Consider the following 19,200-nt stretch of genomic DNA (forward strand, 5'->3'; position numbering starts at 1 on the left):
GAATTGGACACAATGGTTAGATCCCCCAAACCCCCGCTAAATTGGGGGCTAAGTTCCTTCCTTTTTAAGGAAGGTTAGGGAGGATCTCCTCTTAACCGAGCAGTATTGAGGGGTGTTTTTCTTTTTCGGACTATTGATTATTGAGACGACTGCAAGCCATGCATATGATTAAACAAATTCCAGCAATATTCTTCAGGTAGCTTGCAGGTAATCGCACCACGCAATACAACGTTGAAATACCAATCATTGGGAGCAATTTCTTGCAAAAGTTTGTTCACCACCACGTATGTGCGGACTTTTTCGTAAGTCTTTCCTCGAAAACTAATATCGACAAATTCTTGACGGTAGCCACCACGGGGTACATCTTCGCGTTTATCTAGACTGGCGCTGAGTCTTAAAGGTAATCGATAAAGTACCCCATGCACAGTACTTTTTGAATCTTTTACCACATCCAAAACGCCACATTTACGAAAAGCGCTATAACGGTAAAATCCCAATCGATAGCCCTTTAAAACCCCCGCACCCATTACATAATGGTGGGTATTTTCACCCATAGTACGCTTTAAATCTACCGGACACATACAGGAACCGTAAGCAAAATAATAAAACATCGGTTCCTTTGGCTGCAAGTGTTGTCTATTATGAGATTCGCGGTGAGTGCGATCGCTCATCTATCTACAGAAATATTTATTACAACTGCCAATATATCAAAAGATGGGGCTTGTAGTTGCGCTTCAGCGCCAAATGTTTATGGCGCTGAAGCGTAACTACGAACATATATATTCCCAATGCTAAATTCCCAAAATTAACTTCTTAAAATCCGATTCCAACTTTCGACAACAGTCAGCAAATCTTTGGGTAAATTTTGGCGGGAAGTGTCGTTAAATTGCACCGTACCGTTACGGCTGGTAAGGGTGTATACCATATAATCTGCGGCACCTCTGGCGACGGGGTAGCTCATATTTCTAAATTCATCGCGCTGACGCTGCAATAATCTTTGAAAATCACTTACTTGTTTGCGAGAAACTTGACGAAGATTTCGACTTGAATCATTCATGTCACCTATGCGATAGCGCATTATCCGCCCATCTTCAAATAATATTGTTTCGTAAGTTTGTCCTGCAAAACCACCGCTGGTAATTTGACGAAATACGATTCCTCTAGTTAAAGGTGATGGTAATTCACCTCTGGGAATTCTGACGGGTAAAACTGTGGTGGGATTGTTGTTAATTGTGCTGACGGTTTCGTTTAAAATGACTCTGGATCTACTGTCGGTATGGTAAACCAATGTTTCCGAACCAACTTTTACCGTGACTCGGTAGCCTTCTACAAGTCTGTAAAAGCAATAGCGCTGTCTGCGTTGGCTAACTATACCCAAACAACCATTGCGCCATGTGACTTTTTCGGCTTCTACAATATTTTCCGGGGATACTCTAACTCTACCTTGGAGGCGTTCCCTGGCATCGGCTAATACCCCATTTTCAATAGATTTTGGCAAGCTGACGGTGCCATCTAGTTGAAATTCCGAACCATCTTGTTTAAAGCGGTAAGTCCAAGTTTCTCTACCGTCGGATAAGGTAGCTTTCATCAGGGGGACGTTATCTTTTCTTTCGTTGAGTCGTTCAACTTCGATAACTCGGATTTGATAAGCGCTGGATGCCCTTTGAGAAAGTCTTGCGGCATCTTGTTTAATTACTCCTGCGGCTCTTTGAGTTAAGCTGGGGGTACGGTCAAGAGCTACTATTGAAGCGTTATCGTTAGCATGGTAAATCCAGGTTTGGTTGTTTGCTTTTAATGTCACAATCCAACCGGGAGTACGAATCAACGCTTTGTTGCAAATTCTATTGAAGGTTAAGAAACAAGGATTATTCCAAATTTTGCGCTGGCTGCCGACAATTTGTATTCTTCTTGAAGGTAAACCACTCCATTTTGAAGCATCTTTGAGGATGCTATTGGCAACAATTCTCGGTAATTGAGTTTGCTGGCTATTTTGGTTGGATAATTTGACTTGATTTCCGGTAGCATCGGTGAAAAATACCCAAGTTTGCGAATCTCCACTGACAGCTACCTCCCAACCGGAAACAGCAACTCTGTCACAAGGATTATTGAAACTAAAATCTTCACAGCCGTATGCCCAGTTTGCTGGTTTAAACGAAACAATTCCTAATTTTCTTCCCGATAAACCAGAAATATTTCTTGCTTCTTTCAATACGCTATTGCGAACCCTTCTTGGCAATCTTAACTTGCTAGCTGCTGCATTCAAACGAATTTGATTTCCATCAATGGAAGTGTGATAAACCAAAGTTTGTCTGGCACCTTTGACAGTAACTCGCCATCCTCTTTGATTTGCTCTTAAGCAAGATTCGGCGGCACCTCCTAAATTCAAGCAGCTATCGGTAAAGGTTACTTGTTCAGCTTTTGTAACTTTAACTCTGGAGCTAGCAGTTAATTTCGATGCAGCTTTTAAAACGGTTTCTTTGACTTGAGAAGGTAAGCCGTTATCGGTAATTTCACTAGCTTTAACATTCAGTTTAACTACCGAGCCTGACCTGTTGGTATGATAAACCAAACTTTGCCCTTTGGTACCTACGATAACTCGCCAACCCGGTACTAAAACTTGGGAACAGATGGTGTTAGCGTCTCTTAATTCCAAACAGCCATCTTTCCAAGTTTTCTGCTGTGCCTGCATAATGAAAAAGCTAGAAACCGGCTGTTGCAAGCGTCGAGCAGCATCTGCAATTGCTCGCGATTTAACCGATGCTGGTAATTGCGAACCAGAATCATTAGAATTACCTCCAGAAGCCAAACGCAGCTTCCGCCCGTTATTATCAGTATGATAAACCCACCTTTGATTTCTATCGGATACCGTAACTCGATAACCCGGAACTAAAGCCTGGGTACACATTTCACCGGGCTTTAGTACTTCCAAGCATCCATTACGCCAAGTTTCTTTGCTGTAACCGACAACTCTTAATTGTGTTTGAGGTATATTTTGATTACGAGATACATCTTTGATGACAGCATTCACTACCGTAAGAGGTAAACCGCTTCTGCTGCTATTTTGTCTCTGTACTTGAATTGTGGTTTGAGAATTGTTTTGTCTTTGGCTAACAACTCTATTATTTTCGGTATTACCTAACTTATAATTTTGCGATGTAGGTACAACCACCGGCGTTGCGATCGCGCTTTTTAGTAGTGTAAATTCCGACGCAACAGACACAATACCAGTTAGTAGTAAAGCTGCAAATATCTGTGTCCTATTAGTAGTATAATTACCTTGAGATGAAGTCATAGCAAAATTACCTGTATCCGTCATTAGTTTACAAATAGTTAAAATTTGTTTCTGATGTTTAACTAAAAATATAAAATATAAAATCTTTGACCTTTCTAGCAAATACTGCTTTAAAGCAGCTAAACACAAAGAATTAATTATCCCATACTATAAAGCTTAGTAGGAAAAAATATAAGTTTCGCGTGTGTGTTTGTATACGAAAATAGACCTATACGTTAAATAATTTGTTCCTGTTTTATTTATCAAAACTTTATATAAATAGGTTTGTGTATTAGAGGTCTGTATGTTAAAGGTTAAATCCAATATTCTAATTAATATAGAAAGAATCATGAACAATTTTGAACAAATCCAAAATACCTATAAAAACTATCGAGATGATTACAGTTTAGAGCAGAGGAAGAACTGGTACAGTAAAGTTGCGGATGCGTACAACAAAACCAGACCGCGCTATCCCCAGGAACTGATTAATCGTACAGTAGAATTAGCTAAACTCAGTAAAAATACGAATATTTTAGAAATAGGGTGCGGTCCTGGAACTGCAACAGTAGAGTTTGCTAAACTAGATTGCCCAATGGTGTGCCTCGAACCCAGTCAAGACTCCTGCAATTTAGCGAGACAAAATTGTGAGAGTTTTCCCAACGTAGAAATTATCAATACCACCTTTGAAGAATGGGAACTACAGCCAAATAAATTTGATACCGTACTTGCTGCAACTTCCTTCCATTGGGTTTCACCGGAAGTAGGATATCCCAAACTAGAACAAGCATTAAAAGATAATGGCAGTTTGATTTTACTATGGAACAAAGAACCCCAACCCAGCTACGAAGTTTACCAAATTTTAGATGAGGTTTATCAAAAACAAGTTCCTTCCCTTTCCCGATACGAAGACAGGGGAACTACAGAAAGAATTATTCGGAAATTAGGGGAAAACATTGCAAAATCCGGGTTATTCAAAGATTTGGTATTTGAATGTAGGGAGTGCGATCGCGTTTACAGTATTGATGATTATCTAACCTTGTTGAGTACGCTATCACCTTATATAGTATTGGATGTTCAAAAGCGAGATGCTTTATTTGATGATTTGAGAAATGCTTTAAGTAAAAATCTTGGGGATACCATCGAGACATCATATCTTTCAGCATTTCACGTTGCGTGGAAGAAAGGTAAGTCCTAGATTTATAGATAAACTTGAATTTAATCATCTATTTCGTTTGGCATTAGGAACTAATTATGAAATTACAAAGAGTTCAAGTTCCAGATTTTCGCGTTTTGAAAAACGTTGATATATCTTTTGAAAAGGATTTTGTACCAAATATTTTTCCATTAGGTAGTCAAAACGGTGGTGGTAAAAGTACGCTTTTACAGTTAATTTTTGTATTGCTTCATTGTTCTGGTGATAGTGATAAGCATGAGTTTATCAAAAATATGCTTCATGGGTTTGAGATTGATGATGATTCTCAGAAAAGAGTTTTAGCGCGTTTTGATATTTGGGATGGGGAGAAGACAGTTAATCTGGAATTTGTTGTTTATAAAGATTCTTATGCGAGAAGATTCTTACATCAGAATAATAAACCTCTTATTACGATATCAGAAACTGTATTTTGTCGTATTGATAAGATGGATATCGATAAAGCTAAAGATTTTCTAAATAATTTATCAAGCAATATTTTTTTAGCAGCTCCTGCCACTCAAGTTTTTCTGTTTCTTAATAAAGACTCTAGAGATTTTCTTTTTAAACACCAAAATAATGATTACAGTAATAATTACTATTCACAACTCAAACAGTCACAGTATAAATTATCCGTTTTTTTTACATACGATTTTTTAGCTGTAGACCTACTTATAGATATTTTTCAGGCAGCAAGAGATAAAGACTTCAAACAAGCTATAGAAACAGGAGAATACGGAAATAATTATCAAAAACTTGTAAACGACTTAAATCAAGTCTTATTAAACAAAAAAATAAATATCAATCCTGATTTATCTGGCTTCACTTTTAAATTAGATGCAGAAGGAAATGATATAGAGCTATATCCCGAAGATTTAAGCCACGGTGAATTAAAACGACTTAGTATTTATGCTTGGATAAAGTACAATATTATAGAAGATTCAATTGTTTTAATAGATGAAATTGAAAATGGATTGCATCCAGATTGGCAATATCAAATAATTAAAGATATTGCTGAATGGGCACCAAAGAATCAATATATTATTGCTACTCACTCATATGAATTGTGTCAAGCAGTTACTCCCGCTCACGTTAAGGAATTAGAACCAAGGTTAATAAAGCAAGAATCGGAATAATAAATATGAGTCTGAATTCGGAGGAATTACAGCAGCATTGTCAAGAAATTATTAAGCAACGTAGAATTAAAAATAAAATAGTTATTCTTTGTGAAGGTGAAATCAGAAAAAATCAAGGTAGACCATCGCCTCAATCATATAAGAAAATGGAACAAATGCCAGATGCAAATTTTTATCATGCGTGCGTTCCAAGTTCTTGGAGACAGTATCGACCACAATTTTTTAATTGTGGAGATAGAAAAGATGTAATAGATACTTACTTTAATATTTTAAAATTACATAGTAAAGATACTAATAACTCATATTTAAGTCCAGAAAAGCTGTTTGCAATTGTAGATTTAGATATTCAAATTAAAAAAATAACAACAGAATACGATTATAAATTTTCAGATACAGAAGCAGCTTTTACACATCTTTATGATAAAGGTAAAGTTAACCAAGAAAATATAGCGGAACATCGTATTTGGGTTACGGGTTTAATCCATAAAGAAGCTTATTTTCTGACACCCGAACTTCAAGAAATGTTTGATATCTCTTTAAACACTCCAATTTATGAAGGAAACAAACTCTGTCTCGAAAAAATCTATCTAAAAATGGCAGATGATATTATTAACGATGTTGATTTGCAAAGTCACATAGCACAAGCATCTAATCGTATTGATTATTGTAATGGATTAGATTGTAGTGGAGTAGAAGAATTATGCAATTCATGGAAGTCAGAATTTAAAGCTTGTAACGATGAATTACGGAAGCATGAATTAATATATAGTTTACTGACACTTAAAAAAGCCAAATATTACTGGAATCAAATCCAGGCACCCGAACATTGGAATAGTTCTATTGAAGCATTCAAAGACCAACTTTTATTAAAAATCGGAAAATTCTATTCAGAAAATAGCACTAATCCCAGATATCATATTTCCTTTTTATTAGAAAATCTATCTATATCAAACATTACCAAGCCACTCTAAGATTAATGATAAAAATTTTCTCCCCCCTCTTCCCCCTCTCTTCCCTAACCTTCCCCCTTCAAACGCCATTCATCAACATTCCACAACAATCCCCCCACAGCAGAATACTCTACATTCTCCACACGATTCCGCACTGCTTGTAAAGATACGGGATTAACTAAGAAAAATACTGGTAATTGTTCGGCTACTATTTGCTGAAATTCAGCATAAATTTGTTTTCTTTTATTTTCATCAGCTTCTTTAGCTCCTTCTTGGAAAAGTTGGTCTATTTGTTTTTCCCAATCATTTACTTTCCAACCTATAATAGGACGTTTTTTAGATTTGGAACCTTTATTAAACATATGAAACGAACCGTTACTAGTCCAAAACAAAGCGATAAGATTCGGTTCAAATATTGCTGATTCAAAAGCACCGACATAACAGTCCCAATCTCGTTTTGTGAGTATTTTTTGTAGTACAGTATTAAAGCTGAGGGTTTGTAAATTTGCTTGAATACCAATCTGTTTTAAATCTTGTTGAATTTGTACCGCAGTAGCTACACGAGTTTGGTCTTCTGATTTAACTAATATATTGAATTTTACCTGATTGCCATCTTTATCCAGTAATTGTTGTTGAGAATCATACTGAAAACCAGCCTTAGTTAATAATTGCTTTGCTTTTTGAGGATTATAGCTATATGTCTTTAAACCTTGTGCTGGAGATAAATAATAAGGACTTTGCACTGCAATCGGTGAATGTTGTAACTCACCGATTCCTTGATAGATATTAGTTTTTATTCTATCGCGGTTGATAGCATAAGCAATTGCTTGGCGAAATGCTAAATTATTAAACCAACGAGATTTAACAGGATTTACAAAAGGTTTTCCTTGAGAATTACTAGCTTGATTGAGATTAAAAGTAACAAAACGAATTCCTTGACTTAGTCCACCATTATAAATACTGAAATTACCCCGCTTTTCTTCTCGTTTCAGCAAAGCAAAAGTATCTGGTTTAACCCTCAAACTATCCAATTCCCCCGAACGAAATCTTAGTAAATGGTTATCGGTGGATGGAATAATTTGCCAAATAATACTTTTAATATATGGCATTTGTTGCCCTTGAGCATCTTTACGAAAATAATAAGGATTCCGTTTTAAAATAATTCGTTCGGAAGGAGTATAGCTTTCTATTTGATAAGCACCATTAACAATAATTTTTTCTGGTGCTGTATCGCTTCCCCAAGTGGAAAGAAATTGAGGATTACCATTAGCATCATTCGATAAAACTGAATCGCGCAAAGCATGAGCCGGTAAAATAGCAAGACTCGCGGACTTTCTTAAAAAAGGAGTAAAAGGTTCGGGTAAACTAAACTCAATGGTGCGATTATCTAATTTCCGTATTTCAGGAAACACATCTTGATTCCCAATCCGCAGAAAATCTTTAAATAAAGTCGGAATCTTTTTATTAAGGTAAATATCTTTATAGGTAAATATGACATCATCTACAGTCAAAGGTTTACCATCCGACCATTTTAGTTTGTCTCTAAGCTTAAAAGTAATTCTTAGCTTATCATCTGAAACTTTCCAGGATTCAGCTAAAGCAGGTTCTAATTCATTTGTTTTACCATTCTCCGTAACTAATCCCTGATAGATGAAAGGAAAAACGCTGAAAGGAGAATTATTCATTGCATAATTGAATGTAGCTACATCGCTAGGAGTAGCCAAAGTTAACTGGGATTGCTTTACTTTCCTATCCCATGATGCATCACAAGCTGTGAGCATTGCAAAGCAAAAAGCCAGCATCAAGATAACTGTTAAACGTAGATAGCGAGACATAACAAAACCTGCACATAAATGTCAGCTATTACAACATTAATAATTTTTGGCGGATTGCGATGATTATTTTAGCTAAGGTTCCAAGCTTCGCTAACAGAGCGCGATCGCGAACAGCTTGTTTGCATTTCATTATGGAAAAAATAAAATATTATTCTACCCCCCTCTCTTGTTTCCCTTCCCTCACCCTGCAATTTTGGTTTGGTGAAGTACTAGAATGACTATCACCACCTTGCTTCGATTCTGCTACAAGAAAAGTATCGCCATTCTCATCAACTAAAAATTTTTGGGCTTCAACAATTTTACGAGTATATTTAGTCGTAGATTGTCTAGATAATTTACCTATTCTCCTTGGAGTGATTTGCGACTGTAAATCAACCCATTTTGTAATTACCGCTTGTCCTATTAAAGGCTCGTTAGGACTTAAAGGTAACCCACCTCTTCCCGTTGCGATAAAGCTGCTTTGCAGTAGTCTTCCTCTGGGAGTACAAGCTTGATCGATTTCTTGAGATGCATCAACTAAGTTTGTGGGTAGTTCGACTAAACCGCTAGCCGGATCTACATCGGGAGTATTAATAACAGGTTCGCGACTTAAATCGGGACTTTGCTGAGAAACTGCCGTAATGTCGCTACTGGATAAATTATTAGGATTAAGTTCTTCTGGGTTATTGGTTGCCAACCGTTCAATCAGTTTGTTTCTAGTTAGGGGTGCGATTCCCAGAATACTGGTTGCATTTATCGAAACTCCTCCCCCGCTGCCGCTAAATGCATTGGCTGTAATATCGCTATTCTCATTAGGAACAGCAACAACAAAACCGTTGGGAACATCAATAGAAATGTTACCGCCGTCGCCACCAAATTGCTGATTCCCTGCGGTGCTGGTGATTTGGCTACCGTTGCGGAGTAATAATACATCTTGCAGATTTAGAGTAATGTCACCGCCAGTATTGCTGCGGGTTTCGGCGGAGATGGTTCCATTGTCGAGTGTGAGGAAGCCTGCTGCAAGTTCGATATCGCCGCCAATTCCTTTCCCTTGACTATCTACAGCGATTCTCGCACCATCTCGAATTGTCATAATTTTGGGATCGATGATGATACTACCACCTTTGCCCGTTGAATTTTCCAAAGTACTAGCAAAGATTCCGGTTTCGCTACCTGAGAGGGTAATATTTTCACTCACATTCAAAGTAATATCTCCGGCTTCTCCACTGCTAGAGGTACTGGCATTAATTTCAGCACCATTGGTAACTTCAAGGAAGCCAGTTGTAATGGATATACCCCCCGCTTTGCCCACTGCTCCAGATTCAACAGTGCTCAATGCCTGACTTTTATCCCTATTTCCATCCTTACCTTGCCCATCAAACTTAACTTTGGAGGTGGCATTAATAGTGACACTGCCAGCATCACCTTTTCCAAATGTAGCAGCACTAAGTTCGGCACCATTGGTAACTTCAAGGGAGCCAGTTGTAATGGATATACTCCCCGCGTTGCCCACTGCTTCAAGATCCACCTTGCTGAATACCCCACTGGAAACTCTATCCTTCCCTTCTCCATCAAACTTGATGGAGGTGGCATTAATGTTGACACCGCCTGCATTCCCTTTTGCAAAGGTACTGGCACTAAGTTGGGCACCACTGGTAACTTCAAGGGAGCCAGTTGTAATGAATACACCCCCCGCATTGCCCACTGCTCCAGAGTTCACCTGACTGAATGCTCCACTACCCAAGGATCCATTCTTAGTTTCCCCATCAAACTTGATAGAGTCAGCGGCTTTAATTGCGACATTACCAGCATTACCTTTTCCAAAGGTACTGGCAGAAAGTTCGGCACCATTGGTAACTTCAAGGAAGCCCGTCGTAATAGATACACCCCCTGCTTTGCCTTCTGCTCCAAATTCCACATTGCTTCTTGCCCCACTGGAAAATCTATCCTTAGTTTCTCCATCAAACTTGATAGAGTTTGTGGCATTAATGGTGACAGTGCCAGCATCACCTTTTCCAAAGGTACTGGCAGAAAGTTGAGCACCATTGGTAACTTCAAGGGAGCCAGTTGTAATGGATACACCCCCCGCATTCCCCACTGCTCCAGGTTCCACATCGCTGACTGCCACACTGGGAATTCCATTCTTACGTTCGCCATCAAATATTACCTTGCCAGTGGCATTAATAATGATACTATCTGCATCACCTGTTCCTTTGGTACTGACACCAAGAAAGCCTCCAGAGAGTACCTGAAGTGAGCCAGTGGTAATAATGATACTGCCCCCATTTCCTTGTCCTTGTCTTACAATATTGGAAGTAAGTCCGGAACCATTAGTAACTTGAAGGGAGTCAGTGGTAACTAATATATCTCCGCCATTACCCACTGCTCCAGAATTTACATCGTTAAAAGCATTACTATCATTATCAAGCAAAACAGTATCGGTGGCATTAATTGTAATATCTCCTGCCTGAGCCTCTGGCGTACCCAAACCTTCACGAATCCCAGCCAAAAGTTGACTCTCTTCTCTTACCTCTAAATTCCTAGCATTAACTGTAATTGAGCCTCCCCCACCAGCACTCACATCAATAATTGCACCATTGGTGAGCGATACATCGGCTCTTGCCACATCATCGGGTACATTCAAACTCAAGTCGTTACCATCAACATTTAAACCTACTGTTCCATTACCTGCTAACCCTGCCAACTCCAGCCTTCCACCTAAAGCACTCAATCCCCCTCCATCAAGGTTGATATCTCCACCTACCAGCAAGAAGCTACGATTATTTGGTACTCGTAGATTTGACTTACTTTCTATTTTTCCCGGTTGAAGTTGATTGAAAAATAATGCTGAAGGATTTATTGTTAGTAGTTGGGAGGGAGGTTGAAGATTTGTGGCGCTAAAAAAACCTTGCTCGCCAAATTGAATTGCATTCGCGGTACTCGCCACGAAGGAACCATTCACATCTAAACGCGCATTTTCTCCAAAAATAATTCCACTGGGATTAATTAAGAAAAAATTCACATCGCTACCAAGAGTGCGAATTAATCCGTCAATTGAAGAAGGGCTACCACCAGTCACCCGCGACAGAATATTTCTGATATTACCTGCACTTTCAAAAATAGCGGCTTCATTACGATTAAGATTAAACTTCCCAAAGCTGTGAAATAAATTATTCCCAGCAGTTTCTCCCACCGATTGGGGAATCTGATAATTTGGTCCTGTTAAAGTTTTTGGAGTTCCCAAGCTGCCATCTAGGGTGATGTTTTGCGCCCTTGCATCAGTGGTAGAGTATGCGAACACCACACCTACCGCCAAAGTACTTGTTAGTATGCCAAGCAATCCTTTAACGATATGTCACCCCCAAAAATTTCCTACATATGGATATAGTTTATGGGTAAATACGGTTGTATGCTACAAGAGGGCTAACATAGTTTAAAGTGACACAATAAAGATTGATTTTTGGATAAACATATGGAATTTTAAGCTCAAAATAGCAAATACAACATATTCACAGGACTTATTGCCCTATCTTCGTTATTTTCAAACAGCTAGAAGTCTTCCGTTAACAATCACTATAGCTGTAAAAAATTTGTCTTTCTCAAAAAATCAACGGTGGCTATTTCGATAGCATCAGATGCACCACTCGAAGCATCATGGTGGCATTCAGGCAGTACTTGAAATAGAGATGATGGAATTAGTTGATGCAGTTGTTTTCCGTGTTCTATAGGAAACCAAGTATCTTGTTCTCCCCACATTATTAATGTGGGACATTCTATATTAATTAAGTTATTCTGAATTTTACTCAACCAGTTGGGCTGATTTTTTTGAGCGTTTTCGATTTCTCGGGCTGCAATTTGTAATTCTTGAGCTACTTTAAGAAAAGTGCCGGGAAACTCAATATAGGGATAAGTTATCCAAAAGACATTTTCCTGAGTCAAAATAGAAGGATCGAATAATACGCTACGTCTTTCGATTGCCATGATTTCTCGAATCAGTGGTGCGAATAAGTAGCTTAAACGCAATTTATCAATTACTTCGATTATTTCTAAGGGTGTTTTAGCTAATAAAGACATTCCCCAATGAGGAAGTTTTTTCGTGAATATCGGTACATTCACAACTGCTAAATGAGAAACTAGTTCGGAGTATTCTTGAGCAAAAGCCAGAGCAACTAAAGCACCTAAAGATTCGGATAAAATTGCTACTGGTTCATTACATAATGCAGTAATAATTCGTTGTAATTCAATAACTTGATGACCTGTAGTTTCTTCGCGATGCAGAGGTTTTTCTGAAAAGCCAAAACCTTTAGCATCAAAACAAATTACTCGAAAATATTTAGATAAAGGTTCGATCAGATTGCGCCAGTTATAGCTCCAGCTACCAATACCATGTAACAAAAATAAAGGTTTTCCCTTGCCTTTTTCACCATAGGCAATTTTTACGGGATAACCTTGAGAGTCGGTAATAGTTATTGTCTGTTTTCCTTGTGGGAAAGTATCTTGCCACCAGTTTTTCATATCAATTAGCAGTTATCGGTATAAATTGGGTCATCTTAAGCCGTTAGGAGTGATAAATGTTGAAGTTTTAATTGGTGACTGTTAACTTTTAACTACCTGTAATTAGCCCCCAAACAAATCTGGAAACGACTACGGAAAAGGTTACTAAACCGATAGCAAGCAATAATAATACAGCTATAAGTACAAACACAAACCAAGTATCGGCTCGTTTCTTTTGACTGGGAAATTTTAAATGTTCCTCTAATAATTTAATATTATGGTCGTTGGCTTTCCAAGCAAAATCAAAGAAGTCTCCTAGAATTGGTACTACACCAATCAAGGCATCAATTATAATATTCATTGTCATTCTGCCTAAAGTTGCTTGAGAAGCACCCAGTCGTGCGGCTTCTAAAACGATATAAGCTGACAGCAGAACACCTAAAAAATCACCACCTGCGGGTAGTAATCCTAGAATTGGATCTAAACCTATGCCGATTCCAGTTCCAGGAATTGTAATCGCTTTATCTAATATGCGACTTAAAGCACGCAGACGCTTTAAAGTTGGTGCTTTAACATCTGGATTTAGAGAATAAAATTGTGAGGGTGGCAAGGACATGATATTAATAACTTTTAGATGATGAAATGACCGTTTCTTTTACTGTTATAGTTGAATATTAGGCAATGTTGCAGCTTGTATGTAATGTGAAACACTAATCCATTTTTTTTATAGAATTTGGATACATACTTTCACCTACAGTAACGTTTAATTGATTGCCTATTAGTATTACCGCAGCAGTCATATAAAGCCAGAGCATAAGTACAATTACAGTGCCAACTGCACCATATGCTTTATTATAATTGCCAAAATTTGCTACATAAATTCGGAATAAATTTGATACAAATGCCCAACAGATAGCCGCGAATATAGCCCCCGGCATAATTGGCGTACCTTCTTTCCAATTGCTAGGACCATAACGATAAATAAAACCGAAAGCTGAAGCTACAATTACTAATGCTAAAGGCCAACGCATTAGGTTCCACAAATATAATAGAAAATTTAAGTAACCAGCGGAATTATCAACTACAAAATTTAAAAGTTCTCCGCTAATAAATACTAAAAGGCAAGCTATAAGTAAAAGGATAATAGTACCAACTGTTAGTCCTAAAGACACTAATTTAGCTTTCCAAAATGGACGTATATTTGCCGAGGATGTTTGTTGAATTTGATCTAAAGCTGTCATTGCGGTACTAATTGCACCGGAAGAAGTCCAAAGCGCAGCCAAAAAGCTTAACGAAAACAAGCTGCCATTCTTGGAATTAGCAATTTCGTTACGAGCAAATTCAGTAATTAAATTTAAAGCGTCTTCAGGTGCAACTTTACTAATTTGCTGTGCTAAATCCTTAAAAATATTTTGTAAGCCTTCTTCCAATAAACCTATTGCCGTCAAAATAGCTAAAATCGCCGGGAATAAAGATAATATAGCGTTATAAGCAATTTCGGAAGATAAACCTAAGAGTCTTCGTTTACCTACGTTGGTAACAATTTCTTTCAAAACCTTAAAATTAAGATGACGAAAAAATCTCATAAAGCGAGGGTTTATCATGTCGGTTGCTTGATTCTGAATCACCAATTTTTAATTATCACCCTTTGAGTGCAGTTTATAAAGACGGTGCTGAGATTAGAAGATAGATCAAATTAAATATAAAACCTCACCCTGCCTCCGGCTTCCCTCTCCTTATTAAGGAGAGGGATTGAGGGTGAGGTGATTTTCTTATATTTAATTACGTCTACCTAATTAGAAGATGGGTAAGAGGTGTTCACTGTTAACTGCTAACTGTTCGCTGTTCACTGCTCACTGTTAAAATTGCATTTGTCTGCGATTCTTTTCCAATGTCTGGGATTATGCGTTTTTTATTGATTTGCCATTTTAATTCTAGGTAGTCTTTAATTACTTTTGCGCGGGCTTTGTTAGTATCTGTTGCTTCTTCTGGTTTTTGATTGGCGATTATTTTTAAGTTTAAAGCCGGTTGCCCCTTTAGGATAGAGGCAGTTTTATCTAAAGTTTCTAGACTCTGGGGTTTGAGTACTGTTGAGTTTTCTTCAAAGGCAATATTTCCAGGATTTTCAGCAATTCTCTTCATGCTGACTTGTGTTAATGGGTAATTTAATCTTTGTCTAATATCATTGGCAAGTAAAACTTGAGCATCTTTGTCAATTTCCCGCTGGCTTAAATAGAAGATACGGATAGCCATCGAATTATTTGGGCTGGTAATGACTTCGTAATTAATCAACTTTGCGGGTGGTGGCAGTTTTAAATTAAGTAAAGATGATTTGACTTCTTGAAGAAAATCAGATTGCAATTCGGCGATAGTAATTATCGGCTCTGGAGGTTCTTCTTCAGGAATGGCGTTTAAAATATCGCTTTGGGCTGTAGGGATTTCAATTAAGTTTAAAGATAATAATTCTGGAGGTTTATTCAACTGATTGGCTAACAGTTCGATAAAATAGTTTTGCTCTTCTGGCGCATACAGTTCGCTAGTAAAAATATGTAGCTGAATCTTCAACTGTTGATTGACTTTGCGAGTTGAAATTTGATTAATAAAAGAACGCGGTTCGCCATCATTTGAAGTCGAAAATTCCTTTTGCCAGATATTCCTTACTGCCGAAGTTATATTATTTTCCTGTTGTTTAGTAACTATTTCCTGTCTGAGTTGAATAAATGACTGATAGAGTGGAACCAAAATAGTCAAAATCGTCACTATAATCAATAAAAATCTACCGGGAAGACTGCCAATTTGTTTCAAGCGTTTCGATTGCGGAAATAATTCTAAAACCGTTTTTACCCAACCGCTTTCTCTATGCTTTCTTCGCCATTCTCGAATTCTTTGCTTTGCTCTAACGCTATCAAAATATCTTGGGACGTGAGAACCCCTGGTTTATAACCAGGGGATGAAACGGACAGGTAAAGTTTTAACTTTCCGTGTTTCTTTTATTTACTAGTTTGGTTCTCAATATACTTACGAATAACGTCGGTACTTACTTGTCCTGTAGTAGCTACAAAGTAACTAGGACTCCACAAAGTAGGTAATTTTTTTAACTGTGGATATTCCTTCCTTAGAATATTAGATGCTCTACCCTTAACCCACTTTGCAATTTGAGAAGCTGACTCATGTGGCGGTGAGTTGATAAACATATGTACATGATCTGGCATCACTTCAAGAGCGATTAATCTCCAGCCATGTTCTTTTACTAACTCAAAAATAATTTCCTGTAGCCGCATAGCGATTTCATTAACTAATACTGCTTTACGTCTTTTTGGGACAAACACAAAGTGATAATTTATCGATGACACGGATTTTTCAGCCCTTCTGTATTCATAATCTGACGCTGACAACTTAGCCATTTTATATCAGGGTTTTTTGTTGATTATTTATGTTGAATCAACTATATTAATAAACAAGGAGGTGGTCAAGTGTACAAAACAGTTCCAATAAAAGCAAAATTTACGGATGAAGAAAAAGCTTTCTGGGTAGATCAGTGTGAGCATTCAAACAGTTTATATAACTCTGCTATTTATCTGGCACGCCAGAATCATTATGCAATGCTACTTGAAAGAAAGGCTAATACAACTTACTGGTGTGGAGATGAACTTAGAAGTGGTTGGAAAACTTACAGATTAGAAACTAATTATTATCATTTAGATAAACAGCTTAAAACTTGCATTCACTACTTTTCATTGGCTGCACAAGCTGCACAACAAACATTAAAGTTAGTAGGAGAATCAATAACTAGTTACAATAAATTAGTGGATAAGTATTACTTAGGAGATGGCAGTAGGCCATCAATTCCCAAGTACAGAAAGTCTGGTGGTTTATTCGCAGTTACGTTCCCAAAACAAGCCTTGGCTTGTCATAATGGTTATATTTATCCCTCAATCAGTAAAGCAACAAAGCCTGAATTAATAACATCAATTAAGCTTATTTTGCCCGAATTTATTAGCTTTGATTGGATTAAAGAAGTAATTATTCGTCCTAGTCGTGGAGAGTTTTGGGTTGATTGGGTGATAGACGATGGTAAACAGCCAATTATAAATAATAAGAGTCTTAACTACAATCATGCAATTAGCATTGATCACGGTGTAAAGTTTTGGTTGTCAGCAGTTACTACCCTTGGTAAAAGTTTTATTGTTGAATCTCCACAGCTAAAAAACTGCACTCCATAAATATCGAAATCAAGTACAGCAACATAAGAAAAACAAACCTAGTAGATACTGGGACAATTACCTTGATAGAATCACAGCAAAACGCAATTTACAAGTCAGAGATGCAGTAAATAAAGCCGCTAGGTTTATCATCAATAAATGCTTAAAAGACGGTATCGGGAATTTAGTAATTGGTTGGAATGAGGGAAATAAAACCAACATTAATATTGGTAGAAACAATAATTATGAAGTTGTTTCAATGCCAACCAAAAGACTTATTGAGAGGTTAAGACAATTGTGTGAAGAATATGGTATTAGATTCCACATAACCACTGAGGAGTATACTTCTAAAGCTTCTTTTATTGATAATGATGAATTACATCAATACGGTGCAAAACCCATAGAATGGAAGCCATCAGGTAAAAGAATTAGTAGAGATGTATACCGCACAAAAGACGGTTTATTGATTCATGCAGATTTAAATGCAGCATCTAACATTCTACGAAAGGTTGCCGACCAGATTTTTATTAACTCCGGCATCGCAAAACTAGCTTTTGAAATAATTAAACGGGGTGCTTTGACACACCCCAAACGGTACGATATTTTTAGTAATCTAAAAAGGTCTTATCGCAAGCAAACAATGTCACGCAGTATGTCTTTAGACTACGGAGTGACAACTGCTTAGAATCCCAGTTTTTTTCAAAGCTGGGAGATGTCAACAATATGTAAAGCCAGAAAAACACTCATTGCAGTAAAAGTAATTGCCACTAAATTGGTGAAAAACAACAATCCACCACCTCTAGCAACCCGCAATCCATTAACCATATTGACGCTAATCGCAATCCCAAAGCCGTAGCCCACAACACACAGAGGCGGCATCAAAGCCACCGCGATCGCAACACCAGGAATCGAAGTAGCAACACCTTTGGGCTTCTTACAGATTGCCACAGAACCCACAGCACCAGAAAATAATGCTACTACCAAATCCAGAATATTTGGTTGAGTGCGGGCTAAAATCTCCGGAGTCATTTCTTTGAAAGGCAGTACGGAAACCAGCAGCACTGCAAACAAGATAGCCAGCAAACATGAAAGCGCCAGTTTGATAATTGCCCGCATAGCCAAAATTACATCACCAGCAGCTAAAGCCAAACCATTACCCAAAATACTGCCCATCAAAGGAGAAATTAACATCGCTCCAATAATCACCGCCGCACTATTAAGCACCAATCCCACAGTTGCAATACCAGCAGAAAAAAGCACCTCAATCCAATAACTAACATCTCTGAGGCTTACCGAATGGCATATATCCAGATAAACCTCTTCTTTACGAATTGCATCAATTTCTAAATTATCTGAAAGCCTATCTCGAAACTTACCAACCGTTTTATGTTCTTTATCTTGCTGACTCATGATATTTAATTTTTAATTGGGAATAGGTAATAGGTAATTGGTAATTGGTAATGGGGCATTGGGCATTGGGCATTGGTAATTGGTAGTTGGTAATGACTATTCACTGTTCACTGTTCACTATTCACTGCTCACTATTCACTGCTCACTGTTTATACTACGCACCAAATTATCGTAAATATATAGTGGTGCGATACTAAGTTGCACCGTTAGTAATAAAATTTCTAAGAAGAATAAAAAAGAGACACATTTGTTCTATGAGTGAAGATTTGACTAAACAATGGTTGACAGAAATTCAATCATTAAAACAGCAGATAGCACAACTTCAAACGGAGCAAGTTGCAACTCGGGAAAGTGCAGAAAAGTGGCGTAAACTTTACAACACCGAAGCAGAGCAACGTCGTACTGATTCTCAACTTTTTCGCCAAACTGTTGCTTCTTTAAAAGCGGAAATTCAAAAACTCCAAGGTATAGAAGATGCCACACTCCCCGATAGCGATACAGCTACAGCCATTCAGCAGGAAATAGCGCAACTTTCCTCTACAGAAGAGTTGAAAACCAAACTAACTGTAGCTTTAAAAGAGCGCGATCGCTTATTACAAGCTTTGAAAACCGAACAAGACAAACATTCCCAAACCCGCCAAAGTTTAACTACTGCATTAGGTGACGCTATCGACGGTTTGAAGCGACAGAAGACAGTTAACAGTGAGCAGTGAGCAGTGATTACCAATTACCAA

16 protein-coding genes are annotated in these 19,200 nt (G+C 37.8%); 6 read left to right on the forward strand and 10 right to left on the reverse strand.

Annotation, left to right across the window (positions count from 1 at the left end; translation table 11 throughout):
- Window positions 1-137 precede the first annotated feature (137 nt).
- Both RIV7116_RS19710 and RIV7116_RS34030 read right to left on the reverse strand, forming a co-directional pair.
- Complete coding sequence (locus tag RIV7116_RS19710; RefSeq protein WP_015120072.1) at window positions 138-671, reverse strand: gamma-glutamylcyclotransferase; 534 nt, start codon at window positions 669-671, stop codon at window positions 138-140.
- Between the two features lie 134 nt (window positions 672-805).
- On the reverse strand, window positions 806-3,292 hold the full coding sequence (locus RIV7116_RS34030; RefSeq protein WP_157229303.1) for a hypothetical protein: 2,487 nt from the start codon (window positions 3,290-3,292) through the stop codon (window positions 806-808).
- A 328-nt stretch (window positions 3,293-3,620) separates the two neighbouring features.
- Here RIV7116_RS34030 and RIV7116_RS19720 point away from each other — a divergent pair, with 328 nt between their 5' ends.
- From RIV7116_RS19720 to RIV7116_RS19730, 3 genes are read left to right on the forward strand one after another with little or no spacing between them, the layout of a single operon-like run.
- The gene (locus RIV7116_RS19720) at window positions 3,621-4,466 is read left to right on the forward strand and encodes a class I SAM-dependent methyltransferase (RefSeq protein WP_044292074.1); all 846 of its coding nucleotides are present in this window, start codon (window positions 3,621-3,623) and stop codon (window positions 4,464-4,466) included.
- A gap of 56 nt (window positions 4,467-4,522) precedes the next feature.
- Window positions 4,523-5,596: an AAA family ATPase gene (locus RIV7116_RS19725; RefSeq protein ID WP_015120075.1), complete on the forward strand. Its 1,074-nt coding sequence runs from the start codon at window positions 4,523-4,525 to the stop codon at window positions 5,594-5,596.
- A 5-nt stretch (window positions 5,597-5,601) separates the two neighbouring features.
- The gene (locus RIV7116_RS19730; RefSeq protein WP_015120076.1) at window positions 5,602-6,567 is read left to right on the forward strand and encodes a hypothetical protein; all 966 of its coding nucleotides are present in this window, start codon (window positions 5,602-5,604) and stop codon (window positions 6,565-6,567) included.
- Window positions 6,568-6,611: 44 nt separating this feature from the next.
- Here RIV7116_RS19730 and RIV7116_RS19735 read toward each other — a convergent pair whose 3' ends face one another.
- The 7 genes from RIV7116_RS19735 to tnpA all read right to left on the reverse strand — a co-directional run bounded on the left by RIV7116_RS19735 (window position 6,612) and on the right by tnpA (window position 16,258).
- Entirely contained in the window at window positions 6,612-8,381 is a 1,770-nt protein-coding gene (locus RIV7116_RS19735; protein ID WP_015120077.1) for an ABC transporter substrate-binding protein, read from the reverse strand.
- Between the two features lie 148 nt (window positions 8,382-8,529).
- Window positions 8,530-11,664, reverse strand: coding sequence for a filamentous hemagglutinin N-terminal domain-containing protein (locus tag RIV7116_RS19740; protein ID WP_157229304.1), 3,135 nt, complete (start codon window positions 11,662-11,664; stop codon window positions 8,530-8,532).
- Window positions 11,665-11,933: 269 nt separating this feature from the next.
- Window positions 11,934-12,875 carry an alpha/beta fold hydrolase gene (locus tag RIV7116_RS19745; RefSeq protein WP_015120079.1) on the reverse strand — a complete coding sequence of 314 codons (942 nt, stop codon included), beginning with the start codon at window positions 12,873-12,875 and terminating at the stop codon, window positions 11,934-11,936.
- Window positions 12,876-12,963: 88 nt separating this feature from the next.
- A complete protein-coding gene (locus RIV7116_RS19750) occupies window positions 12,964-13,470 on the reverse strand; it encodes a DUF4112 domain-containing protein (protein ID WP_015120080.1) in 507 nt (168 codons plus the stop codon).
- Window positions 13,471-13,564: 94 nt separating this feature from the next.
- Complete coding sequence (locus RIV7116_RS19755) at window positions 13,565-14,458, reverse strand: YihY/virulence factor BrkB family protein (RefSeq protein WP_015120081.1); 894 nt, start codon at window positions 14,456-14,458, stop codon at window positions 13,565-13,567.
- A 220-nt stretch (window positions 14,459-14,678) separates the two neighbouring features.
- On the reverse strand, window positions 14,679-15,659 hold the full coding sequence (locus RIV7116_RS19760) for a hypothetical protein (RefSeq protein ID WP_052330835.1): 981 nt from the start codon (window positions 15,657-15,659) through the stop codon (window positions 14,679-14,681).
- A gap of 185 nt (window positions 15,660-15,844) precedes the next feature.
- Window positions 15,845-16,258, reverse strand: a complete 414-nt coding sequence (gene tnpA / locus RIV7116_RS19765; RefSeq protein ID WP_015117596.1) for an IS200/IS605 family transposase — start codon at window positions 16,256-16,258, stop codon at window positions 15,845-15,847.
- A 69-nt stretch (window positions 16,259-16,327) separates the two neighbouring features.
- On the opposite strand from tnpA, the gene RIV7116_RS37655 reads away from it, so the two are divergent.
- Entirely contained in the window at window positions 16,328-17,077 is a 750-nt protein-coding gene (locus tag RIV7116_RS37655) for a hypothetical protein (RefSeq protein ID WP_371261552.1), read from the forward strand.
- A 130-nt stretch (window positions 17,078-17,207) separates the two neighbouring features.
- Window positions 17,208-17,741 carry a zinc ribbon domain-containing protein gene (locus tag RIV7116_RS37660; RefSeq protein WP_371261655.1) on the forward strand — a complete coding sequence of 178 codons (534 nt, stop codon included), beginning with the start codon at window positions 17,208-17,210 and terminating at the stop codon, window positions 17,739-17,741.
- A gap of 14 nt (window positions 17,742-17,755) precedes the next feature.
- Here RIV7116_RS37660 and RIV7116_RS19775 read toward each other — a convergent pair whose 3' ends face one another.
- Window positions 17,756-18,466, reverse strand: coding sequence for a DUF389 domain-containing protein (locus tag RIV7116_RS19775; RefSeq protein WP_015120083.1), 711 nt, complete (start codon window positions 18,464-18,466; stop codon window positions 17,756-17,758).
- A gap of 254 nt (window positions 18,467-18,720) precedes the next feature.
- On the opposite strand from RIV7116_RS19775, the gene RIV7116_RS19780 reads away from it, so the two are divergent.
- Entirely contained in the window at window positions 18,721-19,179 is a 459-nt protein-coding gene (locus RIV7116_RS19780; protein ID WP_015120084.1) for a hypothetical protein, read from the forward strand.
- The last annotated feature ends 21 nt before the right edge of the window (window positions 19,180-19,200 follow it).

Source organism: Rivularia sp. PCC 7116, assembly GCF_000316665.1.
Taxonomy (GTDB): Bacteria; Cyanobacteriota; Cyanobacteriia; order Cyanobacteriales; family Nostocaceae; genus Rivularia.